This is a genomic window from Methylotuvimicrobium sp., from assembly GCF_050611805.1.
Lineage (GTDB): Bacteria > Pseudomonadota > Gammaproteobacteria > Methylococcales > Methylomonadaceae > Methylotuvimicrobium.
Genome location: NZ_JBNGHF010000011.1, coordinates 96,784 through 113,177 on the forward strand (window position 1 = coordinate 96,784; position 16,394 = coordinate 113,177).

General features: G+C 49.0%; 12 protein-coding genes. 5 read left to right on the forward strand and 7 right to left on the reverse strand.

Annotation, left to right across the window (positions count from 1 at the left end):
* Nucleotides 1–2 precede the first annotated feature (2 nt).
* The 3 genes from ACRJJO_RS07780 (at nucleotide 3) to ACRJJO_RS07790 (ending at nucleotide 3,056) form a co-directional block, all read left to right on the forward strand.
* Nucleotides 3–776: a hypothetical protein gene (locus tag ACRJJO_RS07780; RefSeq protein ID WP_431065282.1), complete on the forward strand. Its 774-nt coding sequence runs from the start codon at nucleotides 3–5 to the stop codon at nucleotides 774–776.
* Between the two features lie 16 nt (nucleotides 777–792).
* Nucleotides 793–1,995: an HD-GYP domain-containing protein gene (locus tag ACRJJO_RS07785; protein WP_431065283.1), complete on the forward strand. Its 1,203-nt coding sequence runs from the start codon at nucleotides 793–795 to the stop codon at nucleotides 1,993–1,995.
* Nucleotides 1,996–2,405: 410 nt separating this feature from the next.
* Nucleotides 2,406–3,056, forward strand: a complete 651-nt coding sequence (locus ACRJJO_RS07790; protein ID WP_431065284.1) for a glutathione S-transferase family protein — start codon at nucleotides 2,406–2,408, stop codon at nucleotides 3,054–3,056.
* 204 nt (nucleotides 3,057–3,260) lie between these two features.
* Here the strand turns inward: ACRJJO_RS07790 and ACRJJO_RS07795 are convergent, their stop codons facing one another.
* The 6 genes from ACRJJO_RS07795 to gshA form a co-directional block, all read right to left on the reverse strand.
* Nucleotides 3,261–7,820 (reverse strand): AAA family ATPase, encoded by a 4,560-nt coding sequence (locus ACRJJO_RS07795; protein ID WP_431065285.1) that lies wholly within the window; start codon nucleotides 7,818–7,820, stop codon nucleotides 3,261–3,263.
* Between the two features lie 46 nt (nucleotides 7,821–7,866).
* Nucleotides 7,867–8,283 (reverse strand): putative toxin-antitoxin system toxin component, PIN family, encoded by a 417-nt coding sequence (locus ACRJJO_RS07800; protein ID WP_125219047.1) that lies wholly within the window; start codon nucleotides 8,281–8,283, stop codon nucleotides 7,867–7,869.
* Between the two features lie 2 nt (nucleotides 8,284–8,285).
* Nucleotides 8,286–8,561, reverse strand: coding sequence for a type II toxin-antitoxin system Phd/YefM family antitoxin (locus ACRJJO_RS07805; RefSeq protein ID WP_125219048.1), 276 nt, complete (start codon nucleotides 8,559–8,561; stop codon nucleotides 8,286–8,288).
* Nucleotides 8,562–9,111: 550 nt separating this feature from the next.
* Nucleotides 9,112–9,402, reverse strand: a complete 291-nt coding sequence (locus tag ACRJJO_RS07810) for a hypothetical protein (RefSeq protein WP_431065286.1) — start codon at nucleotides 9,400–9,402, stop codon at nucleotides 9,112–9,114.
* 185 nt (nucleotides 9,403–9,587) lie between these two features.
* Complete coding sequence (locus tag ACRJJO_RS07815) at nucleotides 9,588–10,319, reverse strand: phosphoadenylyl-sulfate reductase (RefSeq protein ID WP_431065287.1); 732 nt, start codon at nucleotides 10,317–10,319, stop codon at nucleotides 9,588–9,590.
* A 26-nt stretch (nucleotides 10,320–10,345) separates the two neighbouring features.
* Nucleotides 10,346–11,932, reverse strand: coding sequence for a glutamate--cysteine ligase (gene gshA, locus ACRJJO_RS07820; protein ID WP_431065288.1), 1,587 nt, complete (start codon nucleotides 11,930–11,932; stop codon nucleotides 10,346–10,348).
* A gap of 805 nt (nucleotides 11,933–12,737) precedes the next feature.
* Here gshA and recQ point away from each other — a divergent pair.
* Together recQ and efpL are read left to right on the forward strand one after the other, a co-directional pair.
* Nucleotides 12,738–14,873, forward strand: coding sequence for a DNA helicase RecQ (recQ, locus tag ACRJJO_RS07825; RefSeq protein ID WP_431065289.1), 2,136 nt, complete (start codon nucleotides 12,738–12,740; stop codon nucleotides 14,871–14,873).
* Between the two features lie 244 nt (nucleotides 14,874–15,117).
* Complete coding sequence (gene efpL, locus ACRJJO_RS07830; protein ID WP_431065290.1) at nucleotides 15,118–15,684, forward strand: elongation factor P-like protein EfpL; 567 nt, start codon at nucleotides 15,118–15,120, stop codon at nucleotides 15,682–15,684.
* Nucleotides 15,685–15,733: 49 nt separating this feature from the next.
* Here efpL and ACRJJO_RS07835 read toward each other — a convergent pair whose 3' ends face one another.
* A complete protein-coding gene (locus tag ACRJJO_RS07835) occupies nucleotides 15,734–16,171 on the reverse strand; it encodes an NUDIX domain-containing protein (RefSeq protein WP_404356143.1) in 438 nt (145 codons plus the stop codon).
* Nucleotides 16,172–16,394: the final 223 nt, after the last annotated feature.

The window sequence follows — 16,394 nt, forward strand, 5'->3', positions numbered from 1 at the left end:
TGATGAGTAATAAAACGTTCAAATTATGGTTCGGCCGGACGATTGTGCTGATTTTGTGCTTTACTTTAACCGGCTGTATATATTGGTGGCGGGCGTTTCAAACCTACCGTCAACTGGATCAATTCGATAAAAACTTCACGGTAGTCAATACCGATGACTTTACCTTGCGATTCAATAATCCAATTATGTATAGTGATGACTTCGTCTCGCTATCGGGTTTGCGGCCGAGTTATTCCGATCCGTTAGGAGAGGGTAGGCGTTGGAGTTATTTGTTTCATAAAGTCGACCGGAATCAAAAACCGATACTTCCTGAAGTTAAATTCTTTTTCAATCTCGACTTCAACAAAGAGAATCGTCTGATTGCGTGGACGTTTTCAGAGTTGTTTTTGCGTATTGCTCCGGCGGAATTTTTAGAAGTTTCCTTGCGATCGCTGGCCGGTGCAGAAATAAATGAAGGCGCAAAACAAATGCGGGCGAATGCCGATCATATCGAAAAAATTTCCGCATCGTTACCGAAAAAAGAATCGGTCCTTGCAGAGCTTGGCGAACCGTTAGAAATCATCGACGTGAGCGATGAACAAGAAATTTATCTTTATCATTTTTTACTCGAGACGATGGGCATAAAAAAAGGTTATGAAGATCGTGCCTTGAGTGAAGTGAAATTGACTTTCGATAAAAAAACGGACGAATTAATCAGAATGGCAGGCCGTTTTGCCGGTGTTAAGCTTTCGATTAAATACCGGAAGTATTTAGAGGAAACTCAAGCGTCATTGTAATTAACAGGAAACTTACATGCGGGAAAGCGGCAAAACGATACGAATTCATGTCTACCAACTGGAAATCGGGATGTTTGTCAGCGAGTTGGATATTCCTTGGGAAGAGTCGCCTTTTATGTTGCAAGGGTTCGATATTAAATCGAATGCCGACATCAAAGCCGTTCAGAATGTATGCGATTATGTTTTCATCGACCCTTCCAGGCAAAAAGAAACGCATGGTGCGTTATCGGCGGAACTCAAGGAAAAAATGGGCATTTTTGCCGATGCAAACGATACGTACCGGCAAACCAGCGATTTGGTGAAAACGGTCATGGACGATATTCGATTCGGAAATCAGTTGAATGTCGAAGCCGTTAAGAAGTCTGTTGAAGCTTGTGTGGATAGGGTCTTAAAAAACTCCGACGCAATGATGTTGCTGACGCAGTTGAAGAACAAAGATGAGTATACTTCGCAGCATTCTTTAAATGTCTGTTTAATGTCGATAATGCTAGGCCGGCATTTGAATTATTCGATCGACGACTTGAATAAACTCGGAGTCTGCGGCTTGATGCATGATATGGGTAAGATGAAAGTACCCTTGGATATTTTGAATAAAGAGGGAAAGCTATCGCCGGAAGAGCTCGAAATCATGAGGTCTCATACTACGCATGGCCGCAATATTCTGATGTCGGCTCGCGGTATTTATCCCGGAGCCGTCGATGCCGCCTATGCGCATCATGAGAGGTTGGATGGCCAAGGTTATCCGAGGGGCGTTACGGAAGCTGTGCTCTCCCCATTCGTTCGTATAGTCGCGATTGTCGATACTTACGATGCGATCACTAGCGATCGAGTTTACAGTAAAGGGCGCCTTCATTTGGAAGCCATCAATATTTTGATGAAATGTCGAGACAGTCACTTCGACGCCGGCTTAGTTCTAAAATTTATAGACTGTATCGGGATTTATCCAGTCGGTAACCTAGTCGAGCTGAAGTCAGGCGAAGTCGGCGTGATCATTAAAAGCAATGCCGCTAATAAAACCAAGCCCAAGGTTTTGATGTTGCTCAATGCCGATAAGCAGCCTTGCGAGGAAACCGTAATCGACCTAGAGGACGATTCGATACATAATAGCAACCAAGAGCCTTATCGTATTTCAAGGGTTTTGCGCGCGGGGGATTTTGGATTAAATCTTAACGAAATATATGAGCGCGGCAGTTTCGATAAGGCTTGGCTTGTGAGTTAGGCGTGCAGGTAATACAGTTTTTTATAGGAGTCACCGGGCGATAAATTTTAATCGTTAAAATTAACCTATCTTTAATATTCATCGTAGATCAAAATTCGGCACCGGGGTGCCCGTCAAAGGCCCTGCACCTAAATCCAGAACCTAAATTCCTTAGGTCTTTGGCAATGATTCAAAATCATGGCTTATTTAGGTGCTGGATGAATTATCCAAGACAATTAACCATGGCCAATGGGCTATGGAATTTAGGTGCTGGGTAAATCCGTCCATGTAGGTCCCTCACCTAACGTTAGGTGAGGGACCGAGCATCCCGGCGCCTCCTAAGGCACTGCCGAAATTTGAAGTGCGAAAGGTATAATATTTATACAGACTGGTCTGTCTGTCATTCTTTTGTTCATCATTGGAGGCTCACCATGATTACGCTATATGGGATTGCTATCAGCAATTACTACAACAAGATCAAACTTGCGCTATTGGAAAAAGAGATTGCTTTCGTTGAAGAAGCGCTGCCGCCTGGACAAAGCGATGCGGTTTTGAAGCGTTCGCCATTAGGAAAAATCCCATTTATTAAAACACCGGACGGATATTTATCGGAATCTCAAGCAATTTTGGAATATTTGGAAGAGGCTTACCCGGAAAAGCCGCTATATCCGGTCAAGCCATTCGAACACGCGAAATGCCGAGAATTTATTCAGCATATCGAGCTGAATGTGGAGCTGATTACGCGTCGTCTATATGGCGAAGCATTGTTTGGCGGTAAGGCATCGCAAGAAACTAAGGATGAGGTATTGGTCAAAGTCGAATCCGGTTTGACCGGTTTGGTCCGTTTAACTGACTTTTCGAGCTATGCTTTAGGCGACTGTTTCAGTGCCGCCGATGTAGTTGCTTGGCCACATCTACAATTAGTGTCATTCGTTACGCAACAAATTTACGGACAGGATTTAGTCGCAGAGCATATCCCTAATTTTGGAGCCTATATCCAGTCGGTTGAAAGCCGACCGCATGCACAACGCGTTAATCAGGAAAGGACGGCGGCTTTGGAGGCGTTTTTTCAAGGTCGTTGATTAGATAAGGCCGGATTGCATAACGAGCATCCGGCCTGCCGTCGTCCGCCGATGATTGAGTTGGGATAAAGCAAGAAATATTTTGCTGGTCCATTTACGACCCTTTTGAGACATTCGAATAAAGATTTAAGCTTGCCGATACCGGCCGTTGCAAAATTAACATGGCTGACATCGTAAGCGATCTTAACGTATGGAAATAATGCCCTAAGGTCTCTCCGCGTCTCGGAGCCAGTCTTGCAAACCATTAACGCCGATAGCCAAAAACGCATCTTGCAATGCAATAACCCGGCTTAGCATCTGACCATCGTCAGATTCTTCCCGTTCTTCCGCTTCCCGGAATAATCGGGTCAATAGCTGGGAAAGTGGCTCACAGTCATATACGGGATGAATACCGCCACGCATAAATGCAGCAAACCGTTCGCAGGTCGCCAAACTTTCATCGGGATTGCTTTGCGAAAGAGCATTGAGCCATTCATCGAAACCGTAAAGATGAAAACCTTCGCCGCTCCGATCTTGTTCGTAAGCCGAGAAATACAGATCGACGATATCCCAAGAAATGCAGATGGGCGTTTGCTCTTTATCAAACAACGACGACAATTCCCGGGCTATGGTTGTAGCGACCTCATTCGACTGGCTTAGACCCGCACGGATTCCAGCCAAACATTGTTGGGCATGCTTGGCGTAGTTGTCTTTATGCGTCCAAACCGTTGCCGCGCCTTTCCAGGCGTCAGTGCTGGCGAGAGTTTCCAATTGGTGAATGAACGGCTGAAAATCGATATAACCTACAAATGCCGCCAGCGCTGATATTCGGCCCCAGGTTTCCAGTGGTTCGCCGGTTGACTGGGAGACCAGACGTTGCAACACCTTAGCTACTTCAGCAAAACGTTGGTGATAAGCGTAATACAGACAAGGCTCTGCCTCTTTCCAAAGCCGTGGCTCGTCATCATCCAGCGCCAGATGGAATAATTCCCAACCCAGTTCCGGACTTTGGCTTTGCAGATAGGGTAAGCGTCGCAATATCAATGCTCTGATAGCTGGTTGCGAATCACTGGCAAAACGTCTCAAGGTGGGCAGCAGCAATTCCGGGTACGGCCGTTGTTTTTCCGTCCAACATGTCGCCACGATCATGACGGCTTCCGCTACTTTACCGCGTATCATGTTGATTCCGGCACCAATCAGATCTCTATCGTCGTTGTAGCTACGCTCGTGTAAATCAAAAAATCCTATCGCTGCAAATACCAGCCGAAAGGCATCTCGCTCGTTTTCGATTACGTTAGCGCAGGCTTCAAGTCCCTCGGCAGCGGCCCGACTATGGCGCCAATGGGATGGATGCCTTTCAATTTCATCAAGTATTAGGGTTGCCAATAGTTGCGGATCGACTTGTTTGATGGGCTGCCATTGATTGTCGGCTGGCCCATGATTGCCGTAACGATATAACAGAAAGCTTGCCGCGCCCTCCAGAATGTCATTGGTAAAACGTTCGGGTATATCGACCCACTTTTCGGCCAAGAAACGCATGAATCGGTGTGGACTGCGTGAGGCGGCTTCGCGTAACTGCCATTCAACTTGTTCTGCTCCGCCGATTAGAAAATCGTCTCCCCAATCACGGCCTGTGTCATTTCTGTAATGCTTCAAAAGCTGCAATACCCCAGCGTCGGAAAACTCCAAAAACCGCAGATAAGAAAATGGCGCGCCTACAATGCCACCACGCGAACCTATATGCGGCTGACGGATGCAGGGGCCAAATGCCTTCTCCCATTCAAGCAGGGTTGTTTGCGCGGTCGGCGAGCGAAGGTAAACCGGAATACTCGCAAGGAGCTGTACTCTCGCCCCAAGTATCCAACGGTTTTCATCGAGGTTATGATCGTTCCACAACGTCAGGATTGCACTCTCAACGGCATCTTGAACGGTCGGTTGCAGAAAAACGAATGCTGCATGGATCAAGTTGCCCAACTCGTAGCTTAAATTTGAAGCCAGCATGCCTTGGTTGGTCAGTAAGGCACTTATTTCGGTCAGGTTTGCCTCGGGCGATTCGATCAATGCCAACAGCGCTAGATAGCGCAACACCATTTCCCGGCTATGGCAAAGCTTTTGTCGATTGACCTGCCACCAATTAGAGTTCTGTTTGGCATGCAGGAGAATGGCTTTTTCCATGGCGCCAAACAGCACATTTTCAGCGGAAACATGATAAGTATCGTGTTGGCTATGGGTATGTTCGTATGAGGTGAAATTCAGAAAATGCGCCGCTAATTCACGATTGCCGTTATAGTGTTCAGTTTTTATCGCACTCCACTGTTTAACCGCGCCGATAGCTAAATCCAGCAGGCGTTCGGATTGCTGCATGCGGTTTTCAAAGAAACCTTGATTGTCAAATTCATGCGAGTCGCATCGGAGTTTTTGGTTGAAATGAATTGCCAACACATCATCCGGCAGAATCTCCCCTGCGATATAACGCCACAGCAATGTATCGTCAGCACCGCCCGCTTCCACGCATCGGGCAATGGCTCGACCGAGAAAATCGTGATCTCGGCCTGGATAAGTCAGCAGGGTTTCGATCAAGGCTGCCGTTGCAGTTTCGTTTTGAAAGTCGAAATCGTGCAACTGAATCTTTACGTTGTCCGCCAACTGCTCACGATCAGCCCATTCTTGTTGCAAGGCAAACGTCCAGAAAGCCACGACAGCCTTAGGATCGGCATTTTTCCAAAGCCCGATACGCTGTACATGCAGGGTCAGACTTTGTGCATCACGTTGTTGCAGCAGATGAGGAATGAGAAAGTTGAGCCAAAAACGATGCCATTCCAGTGATGAAGATTGGTAATACAGCGGGGTAAAAAGTTCGCGATGCTGGCTATGCAAGTGTTTGAGCAAAGACCAATCGTCATTCTGTGGGACTAACTCGGCCAGGGATTCGGCCACCAAGCGGCGGAAATGAAATGCTGCTTCGCTATCGAAAACCGCCCGCAGTTGTTTACGCAAAGTGCTTCTATCACCTGCCGCCAAGTAAGTGACATAGGCGCGTATGGTAGGCCGGACAAACGGCACGGGAGGCAGTTGTTCGATAAAAGCCTTCAATGTCAGTTCGTTGCGCTGAGCACCGCTGACCACCAAAACATCCAGCAAGGTTTGATGGCCAAATTCGATATTGCCGGACTGGTTTTCATGTAACACGTTGGCGCTCAATAAACGCTTGCGCATCTCGTCCGGTAGCGCGGCTTGCACTGGGGCGATATCTAGCTTGCGAGATTTCACCATCTTGTCGGCGATTTTTTCGAGCGCCGCCATGGCTTCATCACCCAGAAACCAATCGTTTTGAACAACTATTTCCAAGTACTTACGGCTCAGCGCCTGGCTGGACGCCACATTAAAGCCGCCGGTTTGCTGGGCAATATCGGCAAACATCGCCAGTTCACGCGGGTTTTGCAGCAAGCTTTGCGTTGTTGAGTCCAAAGTTTGAGGATCGATGCCAAAGGCGTTGATGATAGGCGCAACCGCATGTTGCCAATTCAAAGCTTGGGTGTTGACGACCTTATCCCAACTGCGTTCGGCCAGACGGCGGTCGTATTTTCGATCAAACTCCCGGCAGGCCGCGATCACGGTGACCTTCGGAATCAGTAGCAAGCGGTCTATCAGCGCGAGGAAAAAATCCAAAACCACATGTTCGCGCGACAAGGACAATACATCCAGCGAGTCAATGATGAGCACAACGGGTTTGTTATCCGCCATCCGGGCAACCAGGCCAACCAAGTCCGCGGGCAAGCCGTGTGCAGAACGAGCCTCCGGTGTCAGGCAGTTGGCGTATTCGCGGGTCTGGATAAATGCGGCGGCCAAATCGTTACGTTGCTCCAATGCCTCCTGTAACTCCAACAGTGCGCAGGTCTTGCCGGAACCAGGAATGCCGCTGAGTAGTATTGAGCGGTCGGTCGATGCGATGGCTGTCATTAACTCATCCACGGTATCGACATGCAGACGAGTACCGAAAATATCCCGCCGCCATGATCGACCGACTGCCGAAACTTCGGCAAGTGCTTGTTGCATTTGTTGTTGCGAGATTGGCGGGACTAGCGTTGCACCGAATTTTTCCAATACGGTTATTAGATCGGCTTTGTTCAGTCGATGCGAGGGTAAAGCCGACGATCCTCCATCGCCGACACGGGAACCCAGTTTGTCCAGTTTGGCCCAGAGAGCATCGAATGCACTATCGGCATTGGAAACCAATGCACGTAAGCGTTCTTTCAGAAGCTCTTGTGCACGTTCAAAATCGTTGGAAACTTCAAACGACGTCCGAAGGAGCCAATTGTATGTGGTTAGACCGGATGTTCCAATGAGATGTTTAGCCAAGGCGGCATCGGTCTTTCGATGATCGGCGGTCAGGCTTCGTTGATAGGCATCTCCGGTTACATTTCGTGCATGTTCACACAACTTGGCGAGGGCGCCAAAATTATTGCGTGAGTAAAATTTAACCTGAGAGCTTGGGTACGCCGCCAGGAGTCGCGTGGCTTTGGTCAATTCATTGCCTAAATCGGCAATCGACCACGGCTTAAAATCGGGCTGATTCTTTTTGCATTGACAGGCAATCAGGCTGCCGTCGGCGCAACCGATCACGACGTCATCCACGGAAATTGGTTTTCCATTGGCGTCAAAAGAAGTTGAATCGACTTCCAGCCATTGGTATGCGTTATCCGCCAAAATACTTAACGCCCAGTCAAACGCGACCAGGGTTTGGTAATGATCACCTCGATTGGAACGAACGCCTGCAAGACTCAAAGTTTATCCTTATCTACTGAATGACTGCCATGTTCAAACCGCGAGTTCATCCGCCGTGCAATTGCCAAAAAATGGCCGGGGTAATGATGGGATAGTGTGCGGATAGGGCTAACAAGTCCTTGTCGCCGGTAACGAGGTAATTGGCCTTTGTCGCTAGAAATGTCCCGAGTACGGGTTGGTCGGCACTATCGCGGAGTGCTGGCTCGGCTGTTTCAACCGGTTCGACCAGATCGGCAAGGAAAGTCAGGCTATCGACAAAATCCCGAATTTCAATACTGGACCAGGCAAGACGGTGATTGAGTCGCGGTAAAACCCGCTGCAATTCATCCAGGATATATTGGGAAAGAATAACTTCCAGGCTTCCGTTTCGCCATGCGGAGACTATTTTGCCTGGTATTGAGCCAGGATAAGCGGTGCCGGAGAGCAAAACGTTGGTATCAAGGACAATGCAAATTTTCGGCATCGCTAGCGTTGAGAATGCCTGGTCTCTGTGACAAGAGCATTAATCTCGTCCAAGCCTTCGTCCTCCGGCACGGTTGCATAAGCATCGGCAACTTGCTGGCTCAGCGTCTCAAACCGATCCTTGAAACGACGAATCCGATCGAATAATTGGGCGTCGACCAATGCCGCCACGGGTTTCCCGTCTTTTTTGATTAAAATAGAATCATGCCGGTATTGAACTTGATTCAACATTTCCCCCAAGTTTTGTCGGAACGCAACAGCGTTTACCTCACTAATCATAACAACGCCCTTATTGATGCAATTAAAGTCATATTGATCATAATGATTTATAAAATTAATGGCAAGTTGAAAAAATTTAGCGAATACGATTAACGCAAGAAATTGCGGACTCAACAAAATTATATCAGGGTATATAGTTGCTGGCTGATGGTTATGTTCACCGCCACAAAGCGGACTGTCGTGACTGGCAGGTTTTGGCCGAAAGCTGGTACTTTCAAGCCCAAGGGCTCGTCAATCGTTTGGCTACTCCCTTTATACTCAAAAATTAGTTAACTTTATGAAGGTATGGGATGTGGCTAGCGAGGATGTCGGCAGCAGGGATCGCTGCCGTCAAGCCCCCATGGAGGGGTTCACGGCTGTCCTCGTTAGACACATCCCATACCTTAATTCTTAGCCGGTTTTTCAATCAAAAGGGAGTAAGCGGAATTCGTCCTTGTCATCGCCGTCCGAAGTTTTCACTCTCTTGTGTTTGGTCGCCGATACCTAACGTTGCTTTTCCTGCGCGTTCTGCTGTCCCGATAGCGCACATCCTTGTGCTTTCATGCGTTGTTTAGCGGATGTCGATCGAACCGGTGTTCGCGACAGAATTACGGCCTATCGCTTGCGTGTTAGTCAGCGTGTTTTTCGAAGCGTTGATGACTGTGGACTTTTGGATTTTAGAACCGACTACGTTGATCGATCCGGTGCTGGCGGCGCTGTTTCGGCCTATCGCTTGCGTGTTAGTCAACGTGTTTTTCGAAGCGTTGATTAATGTTGATTTTTCGATTTTCGAGCCTTCGGCCATGGCTGTGCCGGCGATGATTGACATTAAAACGACTGCTGCAAAAGATACTGTTTTCATGATGATTTCCCCTTGATTATTGTTGGTGTGGTTCGTTCAAGCGTTTCGTTGAACTTGGGTACAGTATCCCGATTTTCGGAGAAAAAGGCGGTGACCGAGTTACGCAAATTGTGTGATTTATTCACTGCCCGGCGAAGTGAACCAGTAATGTTAGTTGAATGCGCATCTCGTCCGCCCCGAATTGCTTAGTTTTTCCTATGTGTCAAGTTTCCGGCGTGCAAGCCGCATTCTTTCTTCGTGGCGTCTTCCCACCACCAGCGTCCGGCGCGTTCGTGTTGATTCGGCAGTACCGGTCTTGTGCAGGGTTCGCAGCCGATGCTGATGAAGCCTTTTTCATGCAGTTCGTTGTAGGGGACTTGATAGGCTTCGATATGATCCCAAACCTGCGCGGAGCTCCAGTTAGCCAACGGATTGAATTTGATCAATTGATGTTCGGGAGTTGAAAAAGCCGTGTCGATTTGTATTTCGGGCAGGTCTTGGCGCGTACCTACGCTTTGATCCTTGCGCTGGCCGGTGATCCAGGCATCGAGACCCGCGAGTTTGCGTCTCAATGAGTCTACTTTGCGGATGCCGCAGCATTCTTGATGACCGTCGCGATAAAAGCTGAACAAGCCCTTGGCCTTGACCATCTCGTCCAAGATGGCATGATCCGGCGTCAACAATTCGATTTGAATGCCGTAATGTTCGCGCACTTTTTCAATAAAACGATAAGTTTCGGGATGCAGGCGCCCGGTATCCAAGCTGAAGACTTGAATATCGGGGCGTATTTTGACGGCCATGTCGATCAGAACCACATCTTCGGCGCCGCTGAACGAAATCGCGATATTATCGAATTGTTCCAGCGCGGCCTTAAGAATTTTTCGGGGTTTTTGTCCCTGCAGTTCGGCCTGCAGGGCGGTAATATCGAATGAGGTCATGATAGATTTTTTGGGTTGAATTCCGGTTATTGTTGTGAAAAATAATGCGCTAAAAACTCGTCGAAAGATAAGTCGTCGCTTTGTTCCTTTTCGAGTTGTTTGGCGATAGACTCTTTTGTCATTTCTTGGAAGGCACAGGTATTTTGCTCATCCAACTTTTGGCTGCGAAAGTTTTTGGCATGTTTGATCGAGGTTTTCAGTGCGTAGGTTGCAAACGGCATTTGTGTTTCGCTCATGCCGCGTAGAATTCTTGCGGACGGCGTCAAGTCCGGATTTTCTATGGCTTTTCTTTGGGCTGCTAAGGCAGCGCTATAAGGTTTTTCGGAATTGTCATCGTCCAAAAGCGTGCAAACCGGTTCCATGTCGGCCAGGATTTCTTCGGCCCAGTCTTTGAGAGGTATTTTACGGTCGATTTTATCGAGTACAAGGCCGGGTTGACGGCCGAGATGGGCAACCGCAAGTTGATTGGCGTTATTGAGAATAAACTGCCGCGAATCGTTGGGCGGGCTGTCTTGCAGTAGGCAAGTCAGCATGAAGGCCTCGATGAAATGTGCGGTTTCATCTTGGATGCCAAGGGGGCTAAACAAGTCCAGATCCAGCGACCGTAATTCGATATAACGAACCCCACGGCGTTTGAGCGCTAGAGTCGGCTTTTCGCAGGAGTTAGCGATTTGCTTGGGTCTGACGGTGCTGTAAAATTCGTTTTCGATTTGTAAAATGTTGCTGTTTAACTGTCGGTATTCGCCGTCGACCTTGACGCCTATTTTTTCATAGTCCGGGTAGGGCGTGTTGATGGCTTGGCTTAGGCTGTCGACATAACCGGTTAGCGAGTTGTAGTCGATTTGCAGCGAAGCCTGATTTTTACTCTTATAGCCGATGTCGCTCATTCTGAGCGAAGTAGCGTAAGGGTGGTATAAAGTATGGCGGTCGAATTCGTCGAACTGGGCCATCATTTGCGGACGGCTTTTAAAAAACTTTTTGCATATCGCAGGCGACGCGCCGAATAAATAGAGGATCAACCAGCCTTGGCGGTGCAGGTTTCTGATCATGCCGAAATAGCCGTCCGCGATATATTGGTCGAGGCTCGACGATGAGTTTTCCAAGTCGTGTAGTTTGCTCCACAAAATTTCCGGTACCGAATAGTTAAAATGGATGCCGGCAATTGCCTGCATAGTTCGGCCGTAGCGGTACCAAAGTCCACGGCGGTAAATGTGTTTCATGCGGCCGATATTGGAGCTGCCGTATTCGGCGATCGGCACGCTTTCGTCGCCGTCGATGCCGCACGGCATGCTAGCGGCCAACAGGATTTCGCCGTCGAGATGATCGTAAACGAATTGATGAATCGTGTTTAAATAATTCAGCGTTTCTTTGATATCCTTAAACGGCGGCGTGATGAACTCGAGCAAAGCTTCGGAATAGTCCGTCGTAATATATGGATGCGTGAGAGCCGATCCTAAAAATGACGGATGAGGCGTGTGCGCGATGACGCCGTTCTTGCCGATTCTGAGGCTTTCTTTTTCAATGCCTTTGAGGCCGTTTTTTAATAAATTTTTAAAGCCGTTGTCGACTAATAAATTAAAACGCGCCGGTAAATGATGGTGCAATTGAGTCATAGTAGGGGCGTTTATCGCCCGTGAGTCTGAAGAAAATCGGACCATTATAAAGGTTTAACAGAATTGAATAAATATTATCGTGGACAGGGTCGTTACTCCCAATTTGTGGACCAAAAAGGGTGTGGGGCGTGCTTGGCGAGGATGTCGGCAGCGGGGATCTGCCGTCAAGCCCCCATGGATGGGTTTACCCAGCACCTAAGTTCCATAGTTCATTGGCTATGGTTAACTATTTTGGGTAATTTAGGTGCTGGGTTTACGGCGTTCCTCGACAGGCATACCCCACACCCTAACGATCATGAAGACCACGCCATTGTCCCGGCAAATGAACGTTCGAGGCGTGGGGAGGGGGCGGTCACTCGCCCGACTGGACGCCGTGAATACGTCCATGTAGGCTCGACGGCGGCTTTCCCTGCCGCCGACGCCTGTCAGTCGAGCAACCGCCCCCTCTCCGGAACCGGCATTGTGTTATCTATCGAAAAATTAGATAAGGAATGCAAATCTGCGAACTTTCACAGTAACGTTCATGAAGGCCTAGCCATCGCCCCGGCAAATGAAAGTTCTCTGGTGGCGGAGGGTGCGGTCACTTGCCCGACAGGACGCCGTGAATACATCCGTGTAGGCTCGACGGCGGCTCCCTGCCGCCGACGCCTGTCGGTCGAGCAACCGCCCCCTCTCCGTAACCGGCATATTCTCTGCCAAGCTTCTTATATCAAAAAATTAGATAAAGAGTCCAAATCTGCGAACTTTCACAGTAAGATTGGCGAAACTGCGCAAACTGGGAATTGCTGTGGACAGGGGGTATTACATGTCGACTAAGCCGCTCGATGTGCTGAATACGGTGTTCGGGTACGATCGTTTCAGGGGGCAACAACAGGCCGTGATCGATGAGTTGTTGGCCGGACGCGATGCCTTGGTATTGATGCCGACCGGCGGCGGTAAGTCGTTGTGCTATCAGATTCCATCATTGATGCGGCCGGGCGTCGGTATTGTGATTTCGCCGTTGATCGCGTTGATGCAAGATCAGGTTAGCGCATTGCATCAATTGGGGGTCAATGCGGCTTTTTTGAATTCGACTCTGACCGCCGAAGAGGCGCGTTCTATCGAAAACAGGCTACGCGACGATCAATTGGATTTACTTTATATTGCGCCGGAGCGCTTGAATTCGACCCGCACGCTGTCGTTATTGGATAATCTGAATATTGCGCTGTTTGCGATCGATGAGGCGCATTGTGTGTCGCAATGGGGGCATGATTTCCGCGCCGATTATCTGCAGTTGTCGATGTTGCATGAGCGATATTCGAGTATTCCGCGTATTGCGTTGACCGCGACCGCCGATGAACGAACCCGTCAGGAAATTATCAGCCGGCTTGCGCTCGACCATGCGAGATTGTTTGTCAGCAGTTTCGATCGACCGAATATTCGTTACCGTATCGTGCAAAAACAAAATGCCCGGCAGCAATTGTTGCAATTCATTCAACGCGAACATGCCGGAGAAGCCGGCATTGTCTATTGCTTGTCGCGCAAGAAAGTCGAGTCGACTGCCGAATGGCTGCAAAGTAAAGGCATCCGAGCGTTGCCTTATCATGCCGGGATGGATAATGTAGCGAGGCAGCAGCATCAACACCGGTTCTTGATGGAAGAAGGATTGGTTATCGTGGCGACGATCGCATTCGGTATGGGTATTGACAAACCCAATGTGCGTTTTGTCGCGCATCTCGATTTACCGAAAAGTATCGAAGCTTATTATCAGGAAACCGGACGCGCCGGGCGCGACGGTTTGCCCGCCGATGCCTGGATGGCATACGGTCTGCAAGATGTGATCACGCTGCAGCAAATGTTGGCCAATTCCAATGCCGACGAAAGCCATAAACGCCTCGAATATCATAAACTCGATGCAATGTTGGCGCTTTGTGAGGAAGTCGGTTGCCGCCGTAGAGCTTTATTGAGCTATTTCGGCGACCGATTGGCTGACGATTGTGGTAATTGCGATACCTGTTTGGAACCGGTCAAAACTTGGGACGGCACAGTAGCCGCTCAGCAAGCCTTATCCTGTATTTATCGGACCGGACAACGCTTCGGTGTCAATTATTTGATCGATGTATTGCTCGGCAAGGAGACCGAGCGGCTCAAGCATTTCGGCCACGACCGGCAGTCGACCTTCGGCATCGGTAAGGACATCGACGAAAAACAATGGCGTTCGGTGTTTCGGCAGTTGGTCGCTAAAGGTTTGGTAACGGTCGATATCGAAGGTCACGGTTCGTTGCGTCTGGATGAATCTTGCCGCACGGTACTACGCGGCGAGCAGCAATTGATGCTACGCCGAGACCTGTCAACCGAATCCGGCAAACGCTCGAAAAGCGCGGTTCGGCAATTTCAAAAAGAGCAGGATACCTTGCTGTGGAACGCGCTACGTACTAAACGCCGCGAGCTTGCCGATGAGCAGGACATTCCTCCGTATCAGATTTTCCATGATGCCACTTTAATGGAGATGGTTGAAAGCAGGCCGATGAATCATCAGCAATTTCGTTCAATTTCTGGGGTCGGCGAACGCAAATTGGAGTTGTACGGCGACGATTTTCTAGCCGTGATTCAAGAGTTCGGAGCGGTTCCGGAAGCCTTGGTTTCTTTGTCTGATTCGGTCTTGGAGACCGTCGATCTGTTTCGACTGGGCTATGACGCCGAAAAAATCGCTAAGCAACGCGGCTTGACCATGGATACGATTTATAATCATTTGGCTCAGGCCCTGGAGCAAGGCATCGTCGAATTGAACGAGGTGGTCGCTTTGTCCGAAGCTGAAATCCATGCGATTCAGGATGCCATATTAGGCATGCCGGATGCGCAAAGAAATGCTTTGAAACCGATTTTCGAAGCATATAATGGGCAATATAGTTATGGCGTGTTGCGTTGCGTTCGAGCGGCAATGCAATTGGACGATGAGTGATTTTTTGCCGAATAATGCCTGCCGATGAGCTTCTGCCGATTGTCAGTTTATAGCTATCGTAGATCAAAATTCGACGCCGGGGTGTCCGTCAAAGGACGCCGTGAATACGTCCCTACAGGCTCTATGCCAGCTCCATGCTGGCAAAGCCTTTGCCGCACACCCCGGCGCCTCCTCAGGCACTACCGAAATTTGAAGTGCGAAAGGTATAATATGCCCAATTTTTAATTATTGTTAGGAGCAATGCGTGGCAAAGGCCAGTGATTTTAAGCGTGGAATGGTTGTCGAGATTAACGGTGTGCCGCATATAATTAAGCAAATCGAGGTTAGAAGTCCGTCCTCGCGTGGCGCGACTACCTTGTATAAAGTCCGGTTCAATAATCTCAAGACCGGGCAAAAACTCGATGAAACCCTGAAAGGAGACGATTTTTTCAAGGATGCGGATTGTGTGCGCGTGAAAGTTCAGTTTTCTTATATGGATGGCGAAAACTACGTATTCATGAATATGGAGGACTATAGTCAATACTCGGTCGGCGCGGACGATTTGGAAGAACAGAAAGGTTATTTGACCGAAGGGCTCGAGGATATCGTTGCGTTGTTGTTTGACGATACCGTGCTGGGTATCGAACTACCGAGCTCTGTGGCGTTGGAAATCGTCGAGACCGCACCGGAAATCAAGGGCGCAACGGCAACTGGCAGAACCAAGCCGGCGCGATTGACGACCGGTTTGGAAGTACAGGTTCCGGAATACCTAAAGAGCGGCGAAATAATCAAGATCAATACCGTTACCGGAAAATTCATGTCCAGGGCTTGATGGGTCCGCTAGGTGGGCGTTTTTTCGTGCATGGGCAAGCGAGGCGGACTCAGATGCGAAGCGGGGTAGGGTTGCCGGTTTCGAGATAGCGCTTATAGTCGGCCAACACTTGTGCATGATCGAAAGCCAATTCTGACGGTAGCGTTTCGAAGGTGAAGGTATCGAGGTTTTTCGCGTCGTCATCGGCTTTCGGAGTGCCTGTTGCTTCGGCGATATAGACCGCAGTGACGGTATGATTGCGAGGGTCGCGTTGCGGGTTCGAATAAATGCCTAGCAGAGCGGTCAAGGAAACATCGAGACCGGTTTCCTCTCGGGCTTCACGGATGGCGGCATGTTCAACTGTTTCGCCGATATCGACAAAGCCACCGGGAATGGCCCAGCCGAACGGCGGGTTGGCGCGTTCGATCAGAACGAAAGGGCGCCCCGGACGGTCGATTAATTGGATTAAGGCGTCGGCGGCCAATAGCGGCGTGATCGGTTTCGGCATAGATATTCTCGCAAAAGTCTGAAGCTTTCAGTCTACGTTACCTGAATTTCTTTCAATAATCGAGAATAAGGGTAGGCTGTCTAGGGTAAGTGCATTAAAATAATAAATATATCAATATGTTATAATATTTCCTTGAGCGCTTAGTCAATTTAGTTTAATTTATGGTTACCCTCCCTGGGCCCCGTTAGGCCGCGCCGAGCACTGGCGATTTTGCCGAGAATAG

Bases quoted from the DNA above. Each gene is read 5' to 3' on its own strand.
- ACRJJO_RS07810 (WP_431065286.1), bottom strand. From the start codon at position 9,402: ATGAAAACAGTATCTTTTGCAGCAGTCGTTTTAATGTCAATCATCGCC.
- ACRJJO_RS07785 (WP_431065283.1), top strand. From the start codon at position 793: ATGCGGGAAAGCGGCAAAACGATACGAATTCATGTCTACCAACTGGAA.
- gshA (WP_431065288.1), bottom strand. From the start codon at position 11,932: ATGACTCAATTGCACCATCATTTACCGGCGCGTTTTAATTTATTAGTC.
- recQ (WP_431065289.1), top strand. From the start codon at position 12,738: ATGTCGACTAAGCCGCTCGATGTGCTGAATACGGTGTTCGGGTACGAT.
- ACRJJO_RS07815 (WP_431065287.1), bottom strand. From the start codon at position 10,319: ATGACCTCATTCGATATTACCGCCCTGCAGGCCGAACTGCAGGGACAA.
- ACRJJO_RS07800 (WP_125219047.1), bottom strand. From the start codon at position 8,283: ATGCCGAAAATTTGCATTGTCCTTGATACCAACGTTTTGCTCTCCGGC.
- ACRJJO_RS07805 (WP_125219048.1), bottom strand. From the start codon at position 8,561: ATGATTAGTGAGGTAAACGCTGTTGCGTTCCGACAAAACTTGGGGGAA.
- ACRJJO_RS07790 (WP_431065284.1), top strand. From the start codon at position 2,406: ATGATTACGCTATATGGGATTGCTATCAGCAATTACTACAACAAGATC.
- ACRJJO_RS07835 (WP_404356143.1), bottom strand. From the start codon at position 16,171: ATGCCGAAACCGATCACGCCGCTATTGGCCGCCGACGCCTTAATCCAA.
- ACRJJO_RS07780 (WP_431065282.1), top strand. From the start codon at position 3: ATGAGTAATAAAACGTTCAAATTATGGTTCGGCCGGACGATTGTGCTG.